The sequence below is a fragment of the Sedimenticola selenatireducens DSM 17993 genome (genome assembly GCF_000428045.1).
Taxonomy (GTDB): domain Bacteria; phylum Pseudomonadota; class Gammaproteobacteria; order Chromatiales; family Chromatiaceae; genus Sedimenticola; species Sedimenticola selenatireducens.
In genome coordinates this window covers 42033-64434 of record NZ_ATZE01000010.1, presented here as the reverse complement: position 1 = coordinate 64434, position 22402 = coordinate 42033, and the positions used below count along the sequence as shown (strand labels likewise).

Below are 22402 nucleotides of genomic sequence, written 5' to 3'. Positions count from 1 at the left end.
TTCCCAACCTACGGACACATCGGTTCATTCATTAGGGTAGGGGCAGGTGCCGTACCGCCTCTATGATTTCGGCAGGCTGCGTCGCAACACCAGATACCCCATCAGACCGGAAGCCAGCGAACCGATAATAATACCGAGCCGCTCGTCGAAAATGAGATTGATATCGGTCTCCTCAAACGCCAGCGAACCGATAAACAGGCTCATGGTAAAGCCAATGCCGCACAGGGCGGCGGTGCCGTACAGTGAACCCCAGGAGATGCCGCTGGGCAGGCGGGTCAGGCTAAGCTTGATGGCCAGCCAGCAGAAACCGAACACCCCCAGCTGCTTGCCGATGAACAGACCCAGGGCGATACCCACCGGTACATCATGCAGCAGTTGCTCCATGCCGACGCCGGTAAGCGTGATGCCGGCATTGGCGAAAGCGAATATCGGCAGTATCCAGAAGGCTACAACGGAGTGCAGATCATGCTCCATCTCCTTGAGCGGAGAGTGTTGCGGGTCGCTCTTCGATTTCATCGGAATAAACATGGCCAGAATCACCCCGGCCAGGGTGGCGTGCACACCGGATTTCAGCATGGCGGCCCACATGATGATACCCACCAGCATATACAGGCTCTTCGACTCGACCTGGCGCCGGTTGAACAGCAACAACAGCGGAATACAGCAGGCGACCACGATCAGGGAGCTGAGGGATATTTTTGCGGTGTAGAAGACCGCGATGATCAGAATGGCGCCGATATCATCAAAGATGGCCAGCGAAGTGAGGAAGATTTTAATGGCCGTGGGAACGCGTGATCCCAACAGCATCAGAACCCCCAGCGCGAAGGCTATATCGGTCGCGGCCGGGATGGCCCAGCCGGCCATGGCGGTGCTGTCGTCCAGATTGAAAAAGATATAGATCGCTGCGGGTACCGCCATGCCGCCGATGGCGCCGATGCCCGGCAGGATGATGTTGCGTCGGTCGGCCAGCTCACCTTCAATCAGCTCTCTTTTCAGCTCCAGTCCGACCAGGAAAAAAAACACCGCCATTAGGCCGTCGTTGATCCACAGCAGCAGCGGTTTGGCGATTCCGAATGCGCCGATACGGATCTCCACCGGGGTATCCAGGATCAGGGAGTAGTAAGACTGCAACGGCGTGTTGGCGCAAATCATGGCGAAAACCGCGGCGACCATGAGGATAATGCCACCGGCGGATTCGAGCTTGAAAAATCCGGTTATGAATGATTCTTGTGAGTTATTCATCAACGAGTCTGAAATTGTGGCCGGGGCTGGGATCAGGTCGCATCACAGCGGTCCAGCAGTTTGGTGAAGCTGACGGACCTTGATCCGACGCTGTCTTATGGGTCTGCAGTTTGCCGATTCTTGCCGCTTATCTCAACCCCGTAAAATATGCAGTGGCAGGCGATTGGCGCCGTGCAGACCGATAGCGGGGCCCGCAGGGTCGCAGCGGATTCAATCACCCTTTTGGCGACCGGCGCGCTTTCCTGGCTGCACGTTTGGCGACCTTTTCCGCCTGGATGCGCCGGGTCTCTTCCTGCTCCCGCTCCATCATCTGCGGCGTTTCCAGGGTGATTCGTCCCAGGTTGCCGGCGCGCAGTTCTGTCAGCAGCAGTTTGCTCGCCTTCTCCATGTCCACCCTGCCGCCACTGCGCAGGCAACCCCGCTTTCGGCCGATCAGTTCCAGCAGTTCCTGCTCGGTCCCGGGGATCTGCGCCAGGGAATAACGTTGCTGGAGATTGTCCGGATAGGCCGACAGGAGATACTCGGCGGCAAAATGGGCCACATCGTCATTCTGCATGGCCGTCTCCTTGATCGCACCGGTTGTGGCCAGGCGATAGCCGCTGTTACGGTTTTCAATATTGGGCCAGAGTACCCCGGGGGTGTCGGAAAGGACAATGCCGTCACCCAGATTGATGCGCTGCTGTGCCTTGGTGATGGCGGGTTCGTTACCGGTCTTGGCAATGGTGCGGTTGGCCAGGATGTTGATCAGGGTCGACTTGCCGACATTGGGAATCCCGACAATCATGGCGTGAATGCCCTTGACGCTTTTGGCTTTTGCCGGAAACAGTTGGCGGCAGAGTTGCAGAAGCTGTTTCAGGGTAGCCGGTTGCTGGCAGCTGATGGCCAGGCTTTTTACCCCCTGTTCCTGCTCCAGGCAGTGCTGCCACCGTTCCGTCATTACAGGGTCAGCCAGATCACTCTTGTTCAGGACCTTGATGCAGGGCTTGTCGCCCCGCAGGGTGGCGAGCATGGGATTGGTGCTGCTGTAGGGGATGCGTGCATCCAGCACCTCGATAATGACATCGACATTCGGCAGGTTTTCTTTGATCTGCTTGCTGGCCTTGTGCATGTGGCCCGGGTACCACTGAATCTGCATGGGTGTTTACCTGTCGCCGCCGGCGTCAGCCTGCCTGACACACTTCCTGGCGGGGCAGTATACCGAAGTTTGTCGGGGAGCGTGGATAACACCTCCGGCTATCCACGCGCGGCCATGCTTGCCCGCTCCTGTTAGTCGTGCTCCAGCAGCCGGTCCGGGGTGAAGCCGAGGATCAGGGCGCCCCAGTGCGTGCCATCGATATAGAGTGGCAGTGACAAGTCATTGAGCACTTCGCCGGTGTCCCGGGTGTAGGTCTGCAGCAGGAAAGGTTCGGTATTGGCTGCCCGGCGTTTTTCCGCCCGGCTGTTGTTGTAGATTTTGAGATGCCGGCTGTTGAGATTGTCAGTTTCGAAGTCACCGGTCATGGGTTTGGACAGGTGTTTGTGGTGTGCCGGCAGGAAACCGTTCTTGTCCAGGGCGACCGCATAGATGAACTCGGGGCGCGCCTTGATAAAGCTGTCGATCAGCGGCTGGATCAGCGGTTCAAAGGCGGATACGTAGGGAAGGTTGTATTTCTGCGGGTTGGTGTTGGGGATGGGCTGGTAATTGGTATCAAACAGATCGGTGCCCCGGGAAGCCAGCTCATTGAGTATCTGCTGTACCTGGGCGGCCCACTCCCGGGCAGTCAGGATCATGTTCTCAAAACCGCCGCGGCCGATGATGAAACGGGAGAGCAGTTCTTGGGTCTGTTCGGTGGCCACTTCCAGTTCATCGGAATATTTCTCCGAATCATCCATGTCGGCCTTGATGTTTTTGCTCAGTTCGGCGATCTCACTGACGTTGCGGTGAGATTCCTTATTGGTGATCGAAAGCTCTTCGATAGCCGCGCTGATCTCAATCAGCTGTGAATTGACCGAATCAAAATCACTCACCATCTTGCGAAACTGGGAGGCGGTGTCGCCGATCACCGTCTGTGTGTTCTCTGTATAACTCTGTATCTCCTGGGTGCCCTTTTTGGTGTTTTCCACCAACAGGGACATTTCGCTGATGTTCTTACTGATCTCGCCGGTGGCGCTGTTGACCTTGTGCGAGAGGCTGCGCACCTCGTCCGCCACCACGGCGAAGCCGCGGCCGTTCTCGCCGGCCCGTGCCGCCTCGATGGCGGCATTAAGCGCCAGCAGGTTGGTCTGGTCCGAGAACTCCTGCACCATGGTCAGTATGGTACGGATATTTTCCGAGTTCTTGCTCAACAGGTTGACGGTGTCATTGAACCCGTCCAGCAGTTTGCCGACGGCCGCCACCTGCTCCGTTACCGCACCAAGGCGCTCTGATGAGCTGTTGGCCACCTCGAGATTGGCGCTGTTCTGTTCCGAGATGGCGTTGGTGTGGCGGGCAATTTCATCAATGGCGCGGGTTGCCTCGCTGCTGGATTGAAATACTTGTGTAGCGTTCATCTCCTGCCGGTCGACCCGCAGGTGGGCAGAGTGAATGATCTTGTCCAGCCGGGTTGATCCCAGCGCGACGCTGACGGTACGGCGGCGGGTTTTGTCGATGATATTGCGAAGGTTTTCCGCAAATCGATTGTAGCTGCGTGCCATTTCAGCAATCTCATCCTGGGTGGTGATCGGCAGTGTGGCCGAGATATCGCCGTCCTTTTCGGTGATACCGCTCAGGATATCGGTGATCCCCTGTATGGGATGCAGAAACAGGTGCCGCATGTAGAGCATGATGCCGATCGCTGCCACGACACTCAGCAGGGTGACCCCGAGCATCAACATCAGGTGGTTATCCAACTGGGTCGTCAGTTGGTCGGCCAGTGCGGCATCCGTTGTGCCTTCTTGCAGTATGGAACGTGTGTTTGTGATATGGCTGTAGGCCAGCCAGAAGGTAAGGAGCTGAAAAAGAAGCAGAAAACCCACATTGCCGATGATTTTACGGGTGAGGGTATAGAAGAAACTCTTTTCGATCTGAGTATATAGGCTCATTGTTCGGTCTCTGACTTGTAATAATATTTTATCCAGGGTTCTCTCATCCCTGGTGAGGCTTGTGGTGACAGTTCCCGCGTCAGTGACCGCTGGTGTTATTCGATCCTGTGGTCCTCCATTTTGTGCCGTCCCGTGCCCGACGGGGTTACTGCCTGCTGGCATACTAGGTTTTCGGGCATATGGCCTATTTCTTTAATTTATGTGGCAATTAACACATTTTTTTGATAGCGGGGCGTCGTTTACCCCGGGTTTGTCACCACAACCCAGGCGGGCTTAGAGGGGAGAAACAGGGTCAATATACGCCTGCGGACGGGGCGTTATACGCCGGAATTTCATGACTGATCGGCTATACTCGGTGTGACGGCCGTCACTGTTTCGGCGGGTAAGTGTGGCAATATCGCCAGTGGTCGTGCGGTATTGAGGTTGACGGATATTATCCAGGATGAATCTGCACCGTTGGGTGGTAATGCAAGGCATGAATGAGTTTCTCCATCACTTCGAACTTGATCCCGGCTCCCGGGCATTGGGGGCGGCGCTGAATGAGCGGGATCACTACACCCAGTGCCACTCCCGACGCGTGGCCGGCTTCTCCCGGCTGATTGGCCTTGCTTGTGGCCTGGATCGGGCCGATCTTGAGGTGCTTGAGCTGGGCGCCTTTTTTCACGATATCGGCAAAATCGGTATTCCCGATCATATTCTGCTAAAACCGGAACGCTTCACCGTGGAAGACATGGAGGTGATGAAAGACCATGCCACCAAGGGGGAGGGAATCGTCAGGGAGCTGGGGCTGAAGGCCGGCGATCTGATTGCCCGGGTAGTGCGGCATCACCATGAACACTTCAATGGCGGGGGCTATCCGGATGGCCTGCAGGGCGAGACAATACCGATTCTCTCCCGCATTATTTCGGTGGCTGACAGCTATGATGCGATGACCAAAACCCGGCCTTATCATGAAGCGCGTCCGGTCGCAGAGACGTTGGATATCATGTCGGGAGAGGCCGGAACCAAGCTGGATCCCTATCTGGTGAATAAACTGCAGCAGCTGGTCGAGACCTGGCGAGGTGGAGGTATTGACTGAATTCCCCAGGCTTTGTCGTTAGCCGCATGACCATCAGGTGTCATTATTCCCCTTAAGAAGCCCTCCGCGTTTAACGCCAGCGGTCGCTGGCGCTGTAATTCAGACTGTTTTTCATGCTTATGTGTTAACCTCTATAGTCCGCAGGACGCAGTCGGGTGCTTGGATGCCGGTTATGCCAACTCTAGATAAACCTACCAATTATGAATGCAGCAAAATTACTGGAGCAGATACCTCTCTTTTCCGACATGAGTAGCGAGGATCTGGCGCGGGTGGCACAACACACCCAAGAGCTGGTCTGTGAGAAAGGCAATATCCTTTTCCGTGAAGGTGATAAGGCGGAGTACCTTTATGTGCTGGTAAGCGGGCTGGCGCAGATGACGGCAAAGGGACCGGAGGGGCAGCAGACCGTGATAGAGATTCTCTATCCGGGGGATTCCTTCATCCTGGCAGCAGTGATCACCGGCAAGCGTTTTCTGATGTCCGCCGAGGTAGTGAAAAGTTCCCGTGTACTCAAGATACCGGGTGCTGAATTGGTAGGGTTGATCCGGCATGGTGGTGACTTCGGCCTCAACATGATGGCGACCCTTTCAACCCAGTACCGCAGCATGGTGCGTCAGGTGAAGAATCAGCGGTTGCGCACCACCGCGCAGCGGGTGGCGGCATTTCTATTGGATCTGGCCTATGACCAGGGTCGGGGGGAAAACTGCATCATCCTTCCCCACACTAAAAAGATGCTGGCGGCGCTTCTGGGGATGTCCCAGGAGGGCTTGTCCCGTACCTTTACCGCGCTTCGGGAACAGGGTGTGACGATCGATCACAAGCAGGTACGGATTGAGTCCATCGTCAAGTTGCGGAGATTCTGCGGGTTCAGTAACAAGCTGGATGCATCGGACAGAATCACCCCGAAGGAGTAAGCAGGTTACCCGGCTGGTCCGGTGCATTCGAGGAAGGCGGGTGTTCGACGTTAAGCCGGAGGAAATGCATAACCCTGCCGCGTCCGTCTACCCGGTATTGCACTGGCCGGGGCGACGCCGCCTCTTGGCATGTAGCGGACCCAGGCTCTGACTTTGTGGTGTCTTGTCCATGATGGAGGCAACCCTCTCCATCGTGATTGTTATTCAGTAACTCAGGGGTGTTGAGTGGATCGGTTTTTACAGGCAAACGGTATCAGGCTGCACTATCTGGATCATGCGTCGGCTGGTCCGACTCTGCTGCTGATGCCGGGGCTGACCGCCAATGCTCACTCGTTTGATGGCCTGGTGAGTGCCGGACTGGTACCCGCCGTGCGGCTGTTGGCGCTGGATCTGCGCGGACGGGGTTTGAGCGACAAACCCGAATCCGGCTATTCCCTGGCGGATCATGCGGCTGATGTGATTGGCCTGCTGGACCGGCTGGAGCTGGATAGCGTGATACTCGGCGGCCACTCCTACGGTGGCCTGCTGGGCCTCTATCTGGCGGCAAACAACCCGGAACGGGTGGAGAAGCTTGTGGTAATCGATGCCGCGGCGGAGATGCATCCGGATACCCGGCGCCTGATACAGCCTGCCATTGATCGACTGGGCAAGCCGGTACCGTCATGGGAAACCTACCTGGCCGCGGTTAAAGTGATGCCCTTCTTCCATCAGTGGTGGGACCCGGCTATCGAGAGCTATTTTCGCGCAGATATAGAGACGCTGCCGAGTGGCCAGGTGGTGTCCCGCTCATCTCCCGCGGCCATTACCGAGGCGGTGGAGCATGTATTGGCCGAGGCGTGGCGGGAGAAGCTGCCACTCATCGGTCAGCCGACCCTGTTGCTCAATGCCACGGGAGGCTATGGCTTGCCCGGCGCGCCTCCGTTACTACCCCGTGAGCAGGCAGAAGCAACTGTTGCCGCCCTGCCCCAGGGCAGCTATAGCGAGGTACCGGGCAACCACATCACCATGCTGTATGGTGCGGGCGCGGCGCGGATTACCGAAGAGATAGTCAAGTTCGTGTCGAATTAGTCACCAAGATATCCAGTCAACAGCAGATCAACACCCCGCTCAGTAGCGAGTCTCCCAGACAATTCCGGTTCGAGATCCAGGGCTGCCAGGATTAATTTTCTTTTGTGCTGGCAAAATTTTTGTTATAACCGGGCTGTGAGCTTGATTTCAGAATAAGGGGATGGGGATAAGCATGAAAGTAAAATATAAGGCGCTGATAATACTCTGGTTTGCAGCGCTGCTCTGGCTGCCGATGAGTGCCTCCGGTGCCGTTGCGGCCGACATGGCGGCACTGGTGAATACCGCAGGGATGCAGCGGATGCTCTCGCAACGTATTGCCAAGGATTATCTCTTTCTGGGCGGACAGATCCGCGCCGGCAAGGCAACACGACAGATGAAGGGCAGCGTTGCCCTGATGGTGAACAATCACGATGTCCTGAAAAAATCGGTTACCGATGCCAGGGTGCGGGAATTGCTGGATGAGATTGACCCGTTGCTGGAGAAGATGGTCAAGATCTCCCAGGCGCCCTATGTCAAGTTCGGTGGAGCAACCATGCTCGAATTGAGTGAGACGCTACTGGGACTGAATCAGGCGGTTGTCATGGAGCTTGAGGGCAAACAGGCCGAAAAGACCGTTTCCGCGGTCAATATCGCCGGGCGTCAGCGGATGCTTTCACAGCGAATTTCCAAATTTTATGCGGCTCATCAGGCCGGGTTTCAGAGTGACGCCACGATGGCGCAGATGACGCGTGCGGTAGAGGAGTTCGAAAGTGCTCATGCAAACCTCGAGAGTAACAGCCTGAATTCGGAAAAGATCAACCGGGAGCTGAAAGGAGTGGAGAATCTGTGGAAGACCATCCGGCACTATTTTACTGACAACAGTGAGGTGGGTTATCCGGTGACCATTTTTGTGACCACCGATGACATCATGAAGCGGATGAACGCCATTACGCTCATGTACGTCAAGGCCCATTGGGCGTCCAAATCCAACTAATCTCCAGATATCCATCGCCGCTCCTTCCGCGCTGTGAGGAGCGGCGCCGATGAAAACCGGGAGCGTATAGAGCGTTTCCCCAGTTGCCCCACCTCCCGTCGATGACCTTTTCCGCCTTGGTTTTTTGGGTCCGGTCCAATGCGCTATGCTTACCGTGTCGCAAGGGTTCGGACTGATGTGAGATCGAGGGTATCCTGATGAAAATAGCGGTGTATGGCAGTGGTGGTGTGGGTGGCTATTTTGGCGGCCGGGTGGCCAGAGCCGGTCACGAGGTGGCGTTTATTGCCCGGGGTGCGCATCTACAGGCAATGCGACAGCAGGGGCTGGCGGTCGAAAGTATCAAGGGTGATTTCACCATCACCTCACCGTTCGTAACTGACGACCCGACGGAGATCGGACCAGTTGATGCGGTCCTGGTTTGTGTCAAGAACTGGCAGGTACCGGAGGTGGCCCGGGCGATGAAGCCCCTGATCGGCCCGGAAACCTGTGTCGTCTCCCTGCTCAACGGCGTAGAGGCACCTGATCTGCTCGGTGAGATACTCGGCAAAGAACGGGTGCTGGGTGGGGTGGCGAAAATTTTCAGTTTTATCGAGCGCCCCGGGTTGATCCGGCATATCGGCCATGAGCCGACGTTAATGCTGGGTGAGCTTGACGGGGCGCCCAGTCGGCGCCTGGACGCGCTGGCCACCATGCTCACCGACGCCGGAATCACCATAGAGCTGCCTGATTCTATTCTTCTTGAGATCTGGAGAAAATTCCTGTTTATCACCGGTTGGGGTGGCCTGGGTGCGATCAGCCGGGCCCCGATCGGTATTCTGCGTGAAGAGCCGGGCACGCGCGCCATTATCGATGCCTGCCTGCATGAAACAGTGGCCGTGGCTGCAGCGGTAGGAATTGTCTTTCCGCAAGATATCATCTCCCGGACCTGGGAATTTACCCAGGCGCTGGAGCCGAGTGGTACCAGTTCCCTGCAGCGGGATATCACAGCCGGCAGGCCGTCGGAAATCGATGCCTGGAATGGCGCTGTTGTGCGCCTGGGAAGACGTTATGGGGTAGCCACGCCGACGCATCAACTGATTACCGATGCACTGCTGCCCCTGGAGCGCCGGGCGCGTGGAGAGTTGGTCTTTTAGCCAATGTTTCGCAGACAGCCTGATTTTCAGATTGTGCCTATAGTCATCCGGGCTGTTTCGGTTAACATTAGCGTAATTTTCAACCGCGTATTTCAGAGTGCAGATAGAGATGGGATTCTCAAGTTTTTACAGACTATTCCAGCGCAATCGTCCCGCCATTAACAAAGATCGTCGGACCAATCGCCGAGTGATGCCGGCGGAAGGTACCACGGTGCTGATCGTGGATGACTCCAAAACGGTACGCCGGATAATGAGCAGCATGTTACACCAGTCCGGCTATCAGACACTGGAGGCGGAAGATGGTGCGCGGGGAATCGAACTGGCGCGCAACCATAAACCGAATCTGATCTTCATGGATGTGATGATGCCGGGTATGGATGGGTTCCAGGCGACACGAAAACTGCAGACCGATGTGGATACCCAGGGTATCCCGGTGATCATCATCAGCGGCAACCGGCAGGCCACGATTCAGACCTGGGTGCGGAAAATCGGCGCCACGGGGTTCATGGCCAAACCCTTCGAACGGGGTGAATTTTTCCGGCGGCTGGAGAGTGCCATCTATTGACTCGACTCCATATGCCTGCCCGGCTCGGCTATGGTCGGGTACCGTTAGTAAGTCTGCGATGCTTTTTTATGCTCTGCCCCAATTAGTTGTTGGTCCTGTTTTGGCTTGGCTTGGCGATTCGCCCTGTAGGAGCGGCGCCCCGCCGCGAATTCGGCCCGGGGCGGGCCTCCTGCAGTTCAAAGCCCTCTGCGGCGGCCAAGCGTAGCGCCAGGAGTGGTTTCAGTCGCGAAATTCGCCTCGCCCCATGATTTCGGATCAGCTGCAGCACCTTAGCCTGGATGAACCCCGCCCCACGAGAGTGATTGAAACAACTTGCGATGTCGGGGCGAGATTGGCGGCGGGATGGCACAATAAGCTCCTCGTTAACCTGTTTTCGGAGTCAGACACGCCATGGGACCACTGAAGGGGATAAGGGTACTGGACCTGAGCCGTATTCTGGCCGGGCCCTGGGCAACGCAACTGCTGGCCGATTACGGGGCCACCATCTGGAAAATCGAGCGGCCCGAAGTGGGGGATGACACGCGTCACTGGGGTCCCCCGTTTCTCAAGGACCCACAGGGGATCGATACGGCCGAATCCGCTTACTACCTCTCCACCAACCGGGGAAAACAATCCATTGCGGTGGACATCACCACAGAGTCAGGCCAGGCCATTATCCGGAAGCTGGTCGCCCGGGCCGACATTCTGGTGGAAAATTTCAAAGTGGGTGGGCTGGAAAAGTACGGTCTGGACTATGCCACCCTCTCCGCAGAGCATCCCGGCTTGATCTACTGCTCGATCACCGGGTTTGGCCAGACCGGCCCGGATGCCGGGTTGGCCGGTTATGACGCCATGGTGCAGGCACGGGGCGGCCTCATGAGCATCACCGGTGAACGTGACGGCCTGCCCGGGGCCGGCCCGCAGAAAGTCGGGGTGGCGGTGGCGGATCTGATGGCCGGGATGTATGCGGTCAGCGCCATACTGGCGGCCCTGCATCACCGCGAGAAGAGCGGGGAGGGGCAGCAGATCGATCTGGGCCTGTTGGATACCCAGGTGGCCTGGCTGGCCAACCAGGGCATGAATTACCTGATCGGCGGTGAGGCGCCGGTCCGACAGGGTACGGCACACCCCAATATCGTGCCTTACCAGGCACTGCCGACTGGCGACGGTTTCCTGATGTTGGCGGTCGGTAATGACCGGCAGTTTGCCGCCTGCTGCAAGGTGTTGGGTCAACCGGAGCTGGCGCAGGACCCGCGCTTCGTCACCAATCGGCAGCGGGTGAAATATCGTGAACAGCTGATCTTGCTGCTGGAACCGCTGTTCAGGCAGAAAACCACCACCGAATGGCGCGCACTACTGGCGGCGGAGCAGGTGCCCTGCGGACCGATCAACAGCATTGACCAGGTGTTCCGTGATCCGCAGGTGCTGTCCCGGGGTATGCGGCTGGATCTGCCCCATCCTGTCGCCGGCCACGTGCCCCAGGTAGCCAATCCGGTAAAGTTTTCGCGCACCCCGGTGGAGTACCAGGGGGCGCCGCCACTGCTTGGTGCGGATACCGAGACAGTCTTGAACTGGCTGCTGGAGGAGTGACGGTCAGCCTATTGCAGCGGGTTCCATGATCGTGCAGGGGATGGATCTGAAGCCGGGCTGGAATTCATTACGGGCTGCTGCATGGAGTTTGTGCTGGGTCTTTCTAAACAGAATACCGATCTCATGCGGAGTGGTATGGGTAATGACCGCCTTGATCTGCCAGGTCGACTGGCCCAGGGCCACCGACAACTCCACCTCCATGCCGACGGGCAGGGTCAAGGCATGGGTCTCGAGCAGCGCGCCTTCTGCAGTCAGGCTACCCAGTGTGGCGGAAAAAGTGCGTCCGTGGTAGCCGATCTGGGCCGGCAGCAGCAGATTGACAGGGTTATTCGGGCACGCGTGGTTATGGCTCATGTTCGATCCCTTTCTGTTAGTTCTTGGTTTCAGAACAGAAGGCTATCGAAGTCTGGTTTCAGTTCAGTTGCGCTGCGGTTAAGGATTTATTGCCTCAGGCCAGGGCGGCTACCAGTTGGCGCAACGCCTGCCCCCGGTGACTCAGGGAGTTCTTCTGATCCGAGGTGAGCTCGGCGGAGCTGCAGCCGAACTGCGGCACCAGAAACAGCGGATCATAGCCAAAACCGTTCTCGCCCTGGGCTGCGTGCAGAATGCGCCCCTCCCAGGTCCCCTGGCAGATGATCGGAGTCGGATCGTCGGCGTGACGCAGATAGACCAGCACACATTGGAAGCGGGCGGTGCGATCTTCGTCCGCCACCCCTTGCAGGTCGGCCAGCAGCTTTTCGTTATTCGCCTGGTCGTCGCAGGCGGGTCCGGCAAAGCGTGCTGAGTAGATGCCGGGCGCCCCGTTGAGTGCGTCGACTTCGATGCCTGAATCATCAGCGATGGCCGGCAGGCCGCTGTGCCGGGCGGCGTTGCGTGCCTTGAGAATGGCATTTTCCACGAAGGTCAGGCCGGTCTCCTCGGCTTCCGGTGTGTCGAACTGGCTTTGGGGGATTACCTGAATCTCCTGTTGTGCCAGCAACTGATTGATTTCACGTACCTTGCCGGCGTTATTGCTCGCCAGTACCACCTTTTCTCCACGATGACTCGCTGTCATGACACGGTTTCCTGCTGTGAATTGAATACCGGGATTCTACCCCGGAACATGACTTAGGGCTCGCGAAAGAATAATTCCGTCGTACCGAGGGCGTTCCTGGGTCATGCGGGCAAGGCACGCCTTGCAGGCAATGGCTGTTCCCTTACCAAAAGGCGTAACGCCTGCAGCGGGGCCCAGGGGGGCGAATACAGGAACTTATTCTTTCGCGAGCTCTTATGGGAAAGCGGGGTCAGGCTGTGTACAATCGGGCGGTTTTTGACTGTTATTAGGGTGCTTTCGATGCTCGAGGTGGCGGGGCTGGCCTGCATACGGGGTGACCGCAAACTGTTTTCCGATCTCAGTTTCAGGCTCGAGGCGGGAGAGCTGTTGCACCTGCACGGCCACAACGGCAGTGGCAAGACCACCCTGATGCGCACAGTGTGTGGCCTGATGAAGGAGAGTGATGGTGAGATCCGCTGGAACGGCGAGTCGATCCATCGTCTGGGGGAGGATTTTACCCGGGATGTGGTCTACATCGGGCATAAGAACGGTATTAAGGATGATCTGACCGGAGTGGAAAATCTGCGCGTCTGCAGTGCCCTCGATGGCAATCCGATCACTGAGCGGCAGGCCTGGGATGCGCTGGAGCGGATGGGGCTGATGGGGCATGAGGACCTGCCCAGCCGCGTGCTCTCCCAGGGCCAGAAGCGAAGGGTGGCATTGGCCCGGCTGCTGGTGAACAAGTCGCGGCTCTGGGTGCTGGATGAACCCTTTACCGCGCTGGATGTGGCGGCGGTTGACTTTCTCCAGTCCATCATCCGAGACCATATTAACAGTGGCGGTATGGTCATACTGACCACCCACCAGGAGGTCAGGATCACCCGCGAGCAGGTCAAGGAACTGCAGCTTGGCTGGAAGGAGGTCGGGCATGTTTAGCGCCTTCAGGACACTGATGGGACGCGATCTGCTGCTGGCGATGCGCCGGCGTTCGGACCTGTTCACCACCCTGTTCTTTTTTGTCATCGTGGTGAGCCTGTTTCCGCTTGGCATCGGACCGGAGATGAATACACTCCGGCTTATCGCGCCGGGTGTCTTCTGGGTAGCGGCACTGCTCGCCTCGATGCTGGCACTGGAGCGCCTGTTTGCAGTGGATTATGAGGATGGAGCCCTGGAACAGATGCTGCTTGCCCCGCAGCCGCTGTTTGTTCTGGTGCTGGCCAAGGTGACCGCCCACTGGCTGGTGACCGGTCTGCCGCTGGTGCTGATGGCGCCCCTGCTGGGACTGCAGTATGACCTCTCCAGCGAGGCCCTGGGCGTGATGGTGCTGTCGTTGCTGCTGGGAACGCCGGCGCTAAGCCTGATCGGTGCAATCGGCGCGGCGCTTACGCTGGGTCTGCGCGGGGGCGGTGTGCTGGTTTCACTACTGGTTCTGCCACTCTATATCCCGGTATTGATCTTCGGTTCGGGGGCGGTGGAGGCGACCGCATCCGGTCTCGGTGGCCAGGGACATATCTCCATGCTCGGCGCCATTCTGGTATTATCCTTGCTGCTTGCTCCGCTGGCCGCCTCCGCGGCGCTGAGGATTTCCGTAGAATAGTGGGAATGAATGGCGCTATTGTTGGGTGCGGTTTTGCTTTCGGTCAATGCCCGTGTGTGACCGAGTTGGGTATAAATGCCTCCCGTTGCAAAATTTAATGAAGTCACGGGAACCAAACCCTATTTGTACTATCAAACCCCCGGAACAGCTGGCCTACACTATCCAATGAATTCAAGATTAATTAACTGGTTTAAATTTTCATCACCAGCCACCTTCTATCCTTTGGCGGGTCGTCTGGTTCCGATTTTTGCCGTACTCGCACTTGCTCTGATTGGCGTTGGACTCTACATGAGTTTCTTCGTGGCGCCGACGGATTACAAGCAGGGTGAAGGTTATCGAATTATTTTCGTTCATGTGCCTGCTGCCTGGATGTCCATGTTTATCTATCTGATCATGGCTTTCTGGGCGGCGCTCGGCCTGGTGTTCAACACCCGCCTGTCGGGCATGATGACCCGGGCCCTGGCGCCGACCGGCGCCATTTTCGCCTTTCTGGCGCTCTGGACCGGCGCCTTCTGGGGCAAGCCGATGTGGGGCACCTGGTGGGTATGGGATGCGCGGCTGACGTCGGAACTGATTCTGCTGTTTCTCTATCTCGGCTATCTGGCCCTGCAGGGGGCCATTGATGACACGCGGCGGGCAGACCGGGCAGGCGCCCTGTTGGTGCTGGTCGGTGTGGTAAATATTCCGATCATCTATTACTCGGTGCAATGGTGGAATACTCTTCATCAAGGGGCCACTATCAGCATGGATAACGGGTCAAAAATGGGTGTTACCATGCTCTGGACCATGCTGATCATGGCGCTGGGTTTCTGGGCCTACACCATTGCCGTGGCGTTGGCCCGGGTTCGCTCGATCATCCTGGAGCGGGAGGCAGACACCACCTGGGTCAGTGAATTGGCAGAGGTGAGGCTATGAGCGTGGCGGAATTTTTGGACATGGGCGGCTATGCCCTCTATGTGTGGGGCTCGTTTGGCGTATCCGCACTCTTGATGATACTTGAGCCGATTATGCTGCGAAATCATCGGCGTGCCGTATTGCAACGCATTGCCAGGATCATCCGGATCAAGGCAGGAGAGAAGGTATGAAGGCAAGACACAAGCGATTCGGATTTCTGGTCGCCGGACTGGCGGGACTCGGGTTGGCCGCCTGGCTGGTATTCAATGCGCTGGACAGTAATCTCTCCTACTTCTTCTCGCCCAGCGATGTGGTACAGAACAAGGCGCCGGCCGATCACGTCTATCGTCTTGGTGGCATGGTACAGACAGGCAGTCTTGAGCGTGGCCAGGAGCTGACGGTGCGCTTTCTGGTGACCGATACCGCCCATGCCGTGAAGGTCGCCTATACCGGTATCCTGCCGGATCTGTTTGCCGAGGGCCAGGGTGTGATCGCCCAGGGACGCATGGGCCCGGATGGGGTATTTGTCGCCGATGAGGTGCTGGCCAAGCATGATGAGAACTACATGCCACCCGAGGTGGCGGACGCCCTGGACAAGGCGCACAAGGGCGCACCAACCGGAGTAGCCAACAAATGATTCCCGAACTCGGACATGTGGCGCTGATCCTGGCGCTGTCGCTGGCGCTGATTCAGGCCACTCTGCCGATTATCGGCGCCCATCGCCGTATTGCCAGCTGGGTGGCAGTGGCCAAGCCTGCGGCGCTGGGACAGCTGCTGTTCATGCTGATCTCCTACGGCTGTCTGACCTATGCCTTCCTGGTGCACGATTTTTCGGTCACCTATGTGGCGTCAAACTCCAACACCCACCTTCCGACGCTCTACCTGATCTCCGGGGTCTGGGGTGCCCATGAGGGTTCTCTGCTGCTTTGGGCGGTGATTCTCTCCGTCTGGACCGGTGCGGTGGTGTTGTTCAGCCGCAGCATGCCGGAGATCATGCTGGCCCGGGTGGTCGGCGTGATGGGCATGATCAGTGTCGGCTTCCTGCTGTTTATGTTGTTCACCTCGAATCCGTTTGACCGGCTGGTAAATCCACCCATTGAGGGTCGGGACCTGAACCCCTTGCTGCAAGACCCCGGTCTGGCGATTCACCCGCCGATGCTCTATATGGGCTATGTCGGGTTCTCGGTAGCGTTCGCCTTTGCCATTGCCGCCATGCTGGGCGGTCAGTTGGATGCGGCCTGGGCGCGCTGGTCACGTCCCTGGACCAATATCGCCTGGATGTTCCTCACCCTGGGTATCGTGCTGGGCAGCTGGTGGGCCTACTATGAGTTGGGCTGGGGCGGCTGGTGGTTCTGGGACCCGGTGGAGAACGCCTCCTTCATGCCCTGGCTGGTGGGCACGGCGCTGATTCACTCCTTGGCGGTGACCGAGAAGCGAGGCGCATTCAAGGCCTGGACCGTACTGCTGGCCATCTTTGCCTTCTCGCTGAGCCTCCTGGGTACCTTCCTGGTGCGTTCCGGTGTACTCACCTCGGTACATGCCTTCGCCACCGATCCGGGACGGGGTATCTTTATCCTCGCCTTCCTGGTGGTGGTCATTGGCGGCTCCCTGCTGCTGTACTCCTGGCGTGCCTCGCAGATCCGCAGCAGCGTCAGCTTCAAATTGATCTCCAAGGAGACGGCGTTGCTGCTGAATAATGTGATCCTGGTGGTGGCTGCCTGCAGTGTATTGCTGGGAACGCTCTATCCGTTGGCGATCGATGCCCTGGGTCTGGGCAAGATCTCGGTTGGACCTCCCTATTTCAATTCGGTGTTTATTCCCCTGACCGCTCCGCTGGCTGCGTTAGTGGGTGTTGGCGCACTGGCGAGGTGGCGGCACGACAGCGGTCAGCGGTTGTTTACAAAGCTGCGGCTGTCATTGTTGTTCAGTCTGATTGCCGGATCCGGCCTGATGCTGCTGGCCCCCTACTACTCGTGGGGTGCAAACTTGGCTCTGGTGCTGGCCGTCTGGGTGGTCCTCAGCACCCTGCAGTGGCTGTTTGACCGGCACACCGCCGGGCGCGCCTTTACCCAGACCCTGGCCAATACTCCCCGCTCCGGTTGGGGCATGATGCTGGCTCATACCGGGTTGGCCGTGTTTGTGGTCGGTATCATCCTGACCAGCGTCTACAGCGAGGAGAAGGACGTGCGGCTTGCGCCGGGCGAGACTTATTCGCTGGGCGGATATGATTTTCAGTTCCAGGGGGTGAAAAAAACCCAGGGACCCAACTACCTGGCATTTAGGGGTGAGGTGGACATCTACCTGAGCGACACCAAGATTACGCACCTCAGCCCGGAGAAACGCAACTACAAGAGTGGTATGCCGATGACCGAAGCGGGTATCGACGCAGGGTTGTTCCGTGATCTGTTTGTCGCTCTGGGCGAGCCTCTGGGTAATGAAGGTGCCTGGAGTGTGCGTCTCTACCACAAACCGTTTGTTCGCTGGGTCTGGCTGGGCGGCCTGTTCATGGCGTTGGGTGGCCTGCTGGCGGCCACCGATCGTCGCTATTATCGATTGAAACGCAAGGCCAGTGTGGGCGTTGACGGGGTCACGGTGGGTACAGCATGAAAGCGCGTTTTTTGATACCGCTGGGCATCTTTCTGGTCCTGGCGCTGCTGCTTGGTATCGGCCTGACACTGAATCCGCGTGATGTACCGTCGGTGCTGATCAATGAGCGGGCACCGACATTTAATCTTCCGGATCTGTTTGATCCGGAGAAAACGGTCAGTTCCGATGCCTTGAAGGGCAAGGTATGGTTGCTGAATGTCTGGGGAACCTGGTGTCCGGAGTGCTGGCGTGAACATGAGTTTCTCAATCGTCTGGCAAAAACCGAGGGCGTCACCATTATCGGTATCGACTGGCGCGATGATCGGGCTGAGGCACAGGCCTTCCTGGCCAAGAAAGGCAACCCGTTTGCCGCGGTTGGATTCGATCCCGAAAGCGAGGCGATCATGGACTGGGGCGTCTATGGCGCACCGGAGACCTTTGTGATCGACAAGCAGGGAATGATACGCAAGAAACACACCGGCCCCCTTTACCAGCAGGTGTGGGAGGATGAGTTCAAGCCTCTGCTGCAACAGCTGGAGGGTGAGTCATGATCCGGGCCTGGCTGTTTGTGTTGCTGTTGATACCGCTGTTCTCCCAGGCAGCCATTGAGGCAACTCAGTTCGATGACCCGGAGAAGGAGGCCCGCTACAAACAGCTGGTCGCGGAGTTACGCTGTCTGGTTTGCCAGAATCAGAACCTGGCCGACTCCAATGCCGAGCTGGCCCAGGATATGCGCCGCAAGACTTACGAGTTGGTGCAGAGTGGCGCCAGTAGCGACGATGTGGTCGCCTACATGGTCAAGCGCTATGGGGATTTCGTGCTCTATCGCCCACCGTTCCAGTTGTCGACCCTGCTGCTCTGGCTGGGGCCGTTTGGCATCCTGGCGGGTGGTGTCGCCATCCTGTTTATATTCATTCGGGGAAAAGGCAAACTGGCTGATAACCAGATCAGTGATAACGACTTGCAGAGAGCCAAGACATTGCTTGGCGAAGAAGATAATAATACATGACAATTTTCTGGATAATTTCGGCGGCCATGATACTGGTCGCGCTAGCGTTTATTGCCCCGTCCCTGCTGCGCGCGTCGGAGCTGCAGGAATCGGATCGCGATAAACAGAATGTGGTGATTGCCCGCGAGCGGCTGGCCGAACTGAACAAGGAGCATGCCGCCGGTTCCCTGTCGGACGAAGAGTACGAACAGACCAAGCTTGAGTTGGAGCAGGCGCTGTTGATAGACCTGGAATCCAGTGGTGATTCGGGTGGCGCTGCGGGGGCCGGTAAGGGCGGCCTCCTGGTCCTGCTGTTCTCGGCCCTGTTTGTGGTGGCCGCTACGATCTCGGTCTATCTCTATCTGGGGACGCCGCAACTGGTTGATCCGCAGGTTGTGGTGGCGCAACAGTCGTCAGACAAGAAACTGCCCTCAATTGAGGAGATGATGACCACCCTGGTGGAGCGTCTGAAAGAGAATCCCGAGGATGCAGAAGGGTGGTATCTGCTGGGGCGTACTCACATGGCGATGAAGGATTATCAGAGCGCAGCCTTTGCCTTTGACAAGCTGAACCAGCTTGCCGGTGAGCAGCCCTCTATCATGTTGGCGCTGGCCGATGCCCTGGCGATGTCGGCGGGTGGGGATATGCAGGGGCGCCCTGCCGAACTGATCCGCAAGGCGGTTACCCTGGCGCCTGAAGATCAGACAGCGCTCTGGCTGGCGGGTATGGCGGAAAATCAATCGGGCAATTATGCCCGCGCCCTGGAACACTGGCGTCATCTCAAGCCGATGCTGGCGGATGACCCGGATGCAACCCAACAGGTCGATAGGCTGATTGCGGTGGCCGAACGCCAGCTGACCGCGTCGGGTTCGGACAGCGTGCCGGAAAAACCGGCGGCGGCCATCCCGTCAGGTACGGCTATCACTGCCCGCATTTCCCTTTCTGCCGAGCTGGCGGCCCAGGTAAAGCCGGAAGAGAGCCTGTTTATTTATGCTCGTGCCCTGACGGGCCCGAAAATGCCCCTGGCCGCGGTGCGTCTGAAAGCGGGTGATCTGCCGACCACGGTTGAATTAAGTGATGCCCAGGCGATGGTGCCGGGGATGAATCTGTCGAAGTTTCCGCAGGTGGTGGTAGGAGCCCGGATCTCACGATCCGGTAATGCCATTGCCGCCAGTGGCGATCTGTTGGGAGAAGTGTCTCCGGTGACTGTCAGTGATCAGGCGGTGGTGGAGTTGGTGATTGACTCGGTAATTCCTTAACTTCACTCCACATTCGGAAGAGAAAAAAGGCCTTCCCCTCGCGGGTAAGGCCTTTTTTTTCAGGAATGGTCGGGAGCAGAGTCAGGTCATATTCTGACTACAGGCACTCACCTTTGGAGCCGACAGCGCAGACACGCCCATCGGTCCAGGTGGCGTTATCCAGCTTGGCCGCAATCAGAATGGTACCCTCGAGATTGGCGCCCCGAAGATTGGCGCCGCTGAGGTCCGCATCCAGGAAGTTGGCGCCTTTCAGATTTGCCAGCATCAGGTTGGCGCCCTGCAGGTTCACAGCATGCAGTGCCGCATATTCCAGGTTGCTTAGCATCAGGTTGGCGCCCTGCAGATTTGCCAGGTGCAGAGTGGCGCGAGAGAGATTGGCGCCCTGCAGATTGGCGTTGTCCAGCCGCATGGAGGCCATGGAGGCCTCATGCATATCGACGCCGGGGATCTGGGCGCCGATCCGTACCGCCCAGGAGCATTGCGCCTCCGGTTCATACTTGCAGGTGGTGTTTTTGATACGACCAGAGGTCTCGATATCCTTGCGCCAGGCGTTGGATTCGATGGCATAAGTGGAGAGGAGTGTCGCGGTGACTCCGATGACAGTCGCTCGTAGGTTCGGTGAAATCATGGTGTTTTCCTGGTTCTGTTGCCCGGCTCAGGGCGCTGTTAAGGAAAGGTGTTGTGTCGACTCTGGTAGAGAGCCTGATACGACAATGTCGATCAGTATTACTTATGACAATAGTGTAATATTTTATCAAACTTGATTCGGAACGATAGCATAAATAAGCGGAGTTTTTCCAACGGCTGTTTCGTGAGGAATTCCGGGATCGGGCGCTCAAGCTCGGCCAGCGTGCCACCACTGCCCGAAAGATGCAAAGCTGGTGGATATCGATATTACTTATCTGGCCACCGAAAGGGCTGAGGTGACTAAACCCCCGGCCTCATTCGATATCTATGTTTAAGTGGCTACGGATGCTGAAAAATTCAAATTTATTTAACTTATTTCTATAGCCGGACTAGGCTTATATTCACTGATGGATCAAGGATATCCCCATGTCAGATTTCGATTCCCGGCTCAGTGCCGGCCTGGGCCGTGAGGCACTGGAAGCCCTCTGGATGCCGTTCACCGGCAACCGGGATTTTAAACAGAATCCCCGCATGGTGGTGGCCGCCGAGGGCAATTATTACCGGAGTGCCGATGGCCGGCGGATTCTGGATGGGGTGTCCGGCCTTTGGTGCTGCGGGGCCGGACACAACCGACAGGAGATCAGTGAGGCGATCACTGCCCAACTGGGCCGCATGGATTATGCCCCGGGATTCCAGTTCGGTCATCCGCTCGCGTTTGAACTGGCCAATCGTCTCAGGCAGCTGACGCCGCCAGGCCTGGATTATCTGTTTTTCTCCAATTCCGGTTCCGAGGCGGTAGAGACTGCACTGAAAATGGCGCGCGGCTACTGGCGTCTGAAGGGCATGCCGGGCAAGACCAAGTTGATTGGGCGGGCCAAGGGTTATCACGGGGTCAATCTTGGCGGTATCAGTGTGGGTGGCATCGGGCCGAACCGCAAACTGTTCGGCACCCTGCTGGATGCAGATCACCTGCCCCACACCCTGTTGCCGGAGAATGCCTTCAGTCGTGGCATACCGGAGCATGGCGTCGCTCTGGCGGATCAGCTGGAGGAGTTGGTGGCGCTGCATGACGCCTCCAATATTGCCGCCGTGATTGTTGAGCCCGTTGCCGGGTCAGCGGGTGTGATCGTGCCGCCCGAGGGTTATCTGCGACGACTGCGGGAGATCTGCGACAAGCACGCAATTCTGCTCATTTTTGATGAAGTGATTACCGGTTTCGGCCGTACTGGACATGCCTTCGGCGCGGATGCCTTCGGTGTTGTGCCGGACATCATGACCCTGGCGAAGGGATTGACCAACGGGGCAGTGCCGATGGGGGCAACGGTCGTGCGGGAAGATATCTACCAGACCTTCATGACACACGGCGGTCCGGAATATATGGTGGAGTTCCCCCATGGCTATACCTACTCGGCCCACCCCCTGGCTTGTGCAGCGGGACTGGCCGCGCTGACGCTGTTTGAACAGGATCGGCTGGCGGAACGGGCTCGCGATATGGCGCCCTATTTTGAGTCGGGCCTGCACAGTCTTCGGGGTGGTCCGCACATTACCGATATCCGCAACTTCGGCCTGGCGGGTGCGTTGCAGATTGCCCCCTACCCGGATGAACCGGCACGCCGCCCCTGGGAGATCGCCATGCGCTGCTGGGAGCGGGGTGTCTATGTACGCTATGGCGGCGACACCATTCAGTTCGGACCGGCCATGACTATCGAGAAGGAAGAGATTGATCGGCTGATCAACGTCGTGGGGGACAGCCTCAAGGCGATTTGATCCCCTGATTTGCGATCCAGCCTGAAACAGCTCACGCCTGTTTTGGCGT

General features: G+C 57.9%; 23 protein-coding genes. 17 read left to right on the top strand and 6 right to left on the bottom strand.

Features of this window, described 5'->3' with window-relative positions; translation table 11 throughout:
- Positions 1-60: 60 nt before the first annotated feature.
- The 3 genes from nhaA to A3GO_RS0109040 all read right to left on the bottom strand — a co-directional run bounded on the left by nhaA (position 61) and on the right by A3GO_RS0109040 (position 4302).
- On the bottom strand, positions 61-1242 hold the full coding sequence (nhaA, locus tag A3GO_RS0109050) for a Na+/H+ antiporter NhaA (RefSeq protein ID WP_029133126.1): 1182 nt from the start codon (positions 1240-1242) through the stop codon (positions 61-63).
- 214 nt (positions 1243-1456) lie between these two features.
- On the bottom strand, positions 1457-2377 hold the full coding sequence (ylqF, locus tag A3GO_RS0109045; RefSeq protein WP_029133125.1) for a ribosome biogenesis GTPase YlqF: 921 nt from the start codon (positions 2375-2377) through the stop codon (positions 1457-1459).
- Between the two features lie 131 nt (positions 2378-2508).
- Positions 2509-4302, bottom strand: a complete 1794-nt coding sequence (locus tag A3GO_RS0109040) for a methyl-accepting chemotaxis protein (RefSeq protein ID WP_029133124.1) — start codon at positions 4300-4302, stop codon at positions 2509-2511.
- Positions 4303-4777: 475 nt separating this feature from the next.
- Between A3GO_RS0109040 and A3GO_RS0109035 the strand changes: the two genes are divergently transcribed.
- The 7 genes from A3GO_RS0109035 to A3GO_RS0109000 all read left to right on the top strand — a co-directional run bounded on the left by A3GO_RS0109035 (position 4778) and on the right by A3GO_RS0109000 (position 11602).
- Entirely contained in the window at positions 4778-5380 is a 603-nt protein-coding gene (locus A3GO_RS0109035; RefSeq protein ID WP_051302111.1) for an HD-GYP domain-containing protein, read from the top strand.
- 200 nt (positions 5381-5580) lie between these two features.
- Complete coding sequence (locus tag A3GO_RS0109030) at positions 5581-6294, top strand: cyclic nucleotide-binding domain-containing protein (RefSeq protein ID WP_084609961.1); 714 nt, start codon at positions 5581-5583, stop codon at positions 6292-6294.
- Between the two features lie 225 nt (positions 6295-6519).
- Positions 6520-7362 carry an alpha/beta fold hydrolase gene (locus tag A3GO_RS0109025; RefSeq protein ID WP_029133121.1) on the top strand — a complete coding sequence of 281 codons (843 nt, stop codon included), beginning with the start codon at positions 6520-6522 and terminating at the stop codon, positions 7360-7362.
- A gap of 172 nt (positions 7363-7534) precedes the next feature.
- Positions 7535-8335, top strand: coding sequence for a type IV pili methyl-accepting chemotaxis transducer N-terminal domain-containing protein (locus A3GO_RS0109020; protein ID WP_029133120.1), 801 nt, complete (start codon positions 7535-7537; stop codon positions 8333-8335).
- 197 nt (positions 8336-8532) lie between these two features.
- Positions 8533-9468: a 2-dehydropantoate 2-reductase gene (locus tag A3GO_RS0109015; RefSeq protein WP_029133119.1), complete on the top strand. Its 936-nt coding sequence runs from the start codon at positions 8533-8535 to the stop codon at positions 9466-9468.
- A gap of 109 nt (positions 9469-9577) precedes the next feature.
- Positions 9578-10033 carry a response regulator gene (locus A3GO_RS23275; RefSeq protein WP_051302045.1) on the top strand — a complete coding sequence of 152 codons (456 nt, stop codon included), beginning with the start codon at positions 9578-9580 and terminating at the stop codon, positions 10031-10033.
- Positions 10034-10423: 390 nt separating this feature from the next.
- Entirely contained in the window at positions 10424-11602 is a 1179-nt protein-coding gene (locus A3GO_RS0109000; protein WP_029133118.1) for a CaiB/BaiF CoA transferase family protein, read from the top strand.
- 3 nt (positions 11603-11605) lie between these two features.
- Here the strand turns inward: A3GO_RS0109000 and A3GO_RS0108995 are convergent, their stop codons facing one another.
- Together A3GO_RS0108995 and A3GO_RS0108990 are read right to left on the bottom strand one after the other, a co-directional pair.
- Complete coding sequence (locus A3GO_RS0108995) at positions 11606-11956, bottom strand: hypothetical protein (RefSeq protein WP_029133117.1); 351 nt, start codon at positions 11954-11956, stop codon at positions 11606-11608.
- 94 nt (positions 11957-12050) lie between these two features.
- A complete protein-coding gene (locus tag A3GO_RS0108990; protein ID WP_029133116.1) occupies positions 12051-12656 on the bottom strand; it encodes an XTP/dITP diphosphatase in 606 nt (201 codons plus the stop codon).
- A 279-nt stretch (positions 12657-12935) separates the two neighbouring features.
- On the opposite strand from A3GO_RS0108990, the gene ccmA reads away from it, so the two are divergent.
- The 9 genes from ccmA to ccmI all read left to right on the top strand — a co-directional run bounded on the left by ccmA (position 12936) and on the right by ccmI (position 19959).
- Positions 12936-13571, top strand: coding sequence for a cytochrome c biogenesis heme-transporting ATPase CcmA (gene ccmA, locus A3GO_RS0108985; RefSeq protein ID WP_029133115.1), 636 nt, complete (start codon positions 12936-12938; stop codon positions 13569-13571).
- Entirely contained in the window at positions 13564-14232 is a 669-nt protein-coding gene (ccmB, locus tag A3GO_RS0108980) for a heme exporter protein CcmB (protein ID WP_029133114.1), read from the top strand. Before ccmA ends, ccmB begins: the two co-directional genes overlap by 8 nt.
- 165 nt (positions 14233-14397) lie before the next feature.
- A complete protein-coding gene (locus A3GO_RS0108975) occupies positions 14398-15147 on the top strand; it encodes a heme ABC transporter permease (RefSeq protein ID WP_029133113.1) in 750 nt (249 codons plus the stop codon).
- The gene (gene ccmD / locus A3GO_RS0108970) at positions 15144-15317 is read left to right on the top strand and encodes a heme exporter protein CcmD (protein WP_037375017.1); all 174 of its coding nucleotides are present in this window, start codon (positions 15144-15146) and stop codon (positions 15315-15317) included. Before A3GO_RS0108975 ends, ccmD begins: the two co-directional genes overlap by 4 nt.
- Complete coding sequence (gene ccmE, locus A3GO_RS0108965) at positions 15314-15763, top strand: cytochrome c maturation protein CcmE (RefSeq protein ID WP_029133111.1); 450 nt, start codon at positions 15314-15316, stop codon at positions 15761-15763. The genes ccmD and ccmE overlap by 4 nt, the downstream gene beginning before the upstream one ends.
- Complete coding sequence (locus A3GO_RS0108960; RefSeq protein ID WP_029133110.1) at positions 15760-17733, top strand: heme lyase CcmF/NrfE family subunit; 1974 nt, start codon at positions 15760-15762, stop codon at positions 17731-17733. The genes ccmE and A3GO_RS0108960 overlap by 4 nt, the downstream gene beginning before the upstream one ends.
- Positions 17730-18263 carry a DsbE family thiol:disulfide interchange protein gene (locus tag A3GO_RS0108955; RefSeq protein ID WP_029133109.1) on the top strand — a complete coding sequence of 178 codons (534 nt, stop codon included), beginning with the start codon at positions 17730-17732 and terminating at the stop codon, positions 18261-18263. The genes A3GO_RS0108960 and A3GO_RS0108955 overlap by 4 nt, the downstream gene beginning before the upstream one ends.
- Positions 18260-18721 carry a cytochrome c-type biogenesis protein gene (locus A3GO_RS0108950; protein ID WP_029133108.1) on the top strand — a complete coding sequence of 154 codons (462 nt, stop codon included), beginning with the start codon at positions 18260-18262 and terminating at the stop codon, positions 18719-18721. Before A3GO_RS0108955 ends, A3GO_RS0108950 begins: the two co-directional genes overlap by 4 nt.
- On the top strand, positions 18718-19959 hold the full coding sequence (gene ccmI, locus A3GO_RS0108945) for a c-type cytochrome biogenesis protein CcmI (RefSeq protein WP_029133107.1): 1242 nt from the start codon (positions 18718-18720) through the stop codon (positions 19957-19959). Before A3GO_RS0108950 ends, ccmI begins: the two co-directional genes overlap by 4 nt.
- Positions 19960-20056: 97 nt before the next feature.
- Here ccmI and A3GO_RS23270 read toward each other — a convergent pair whose 3' ends face one another.
- A complete protein-coding gene (locus tag A3GO_RS23270) occupies positions 20057-20587 on the bottom strand; it encodes a pentapeptide repeat-containing protein (RefSeq protein WP_051302043.1) in 531 nt (176 codons plus the stop codon).
- A gap of 425 nt (positions 20588-21012) precedes the next feature.
- Between A3GO_RS23270 and aptA the strand changes: the two genes are divergently transcribed.
- Complete coding sequence (aptA, locus tag A3GO_RS0108935) at positions 21013-22353, top strand: omega-aminotransferase AptA (protein WP_029133106.1); 1341 nt, start codon at positions 21013-21015, stop codon at positions 22351-22353.
- Positions 22354-22402: the final 49 nt, after the last annotated feature.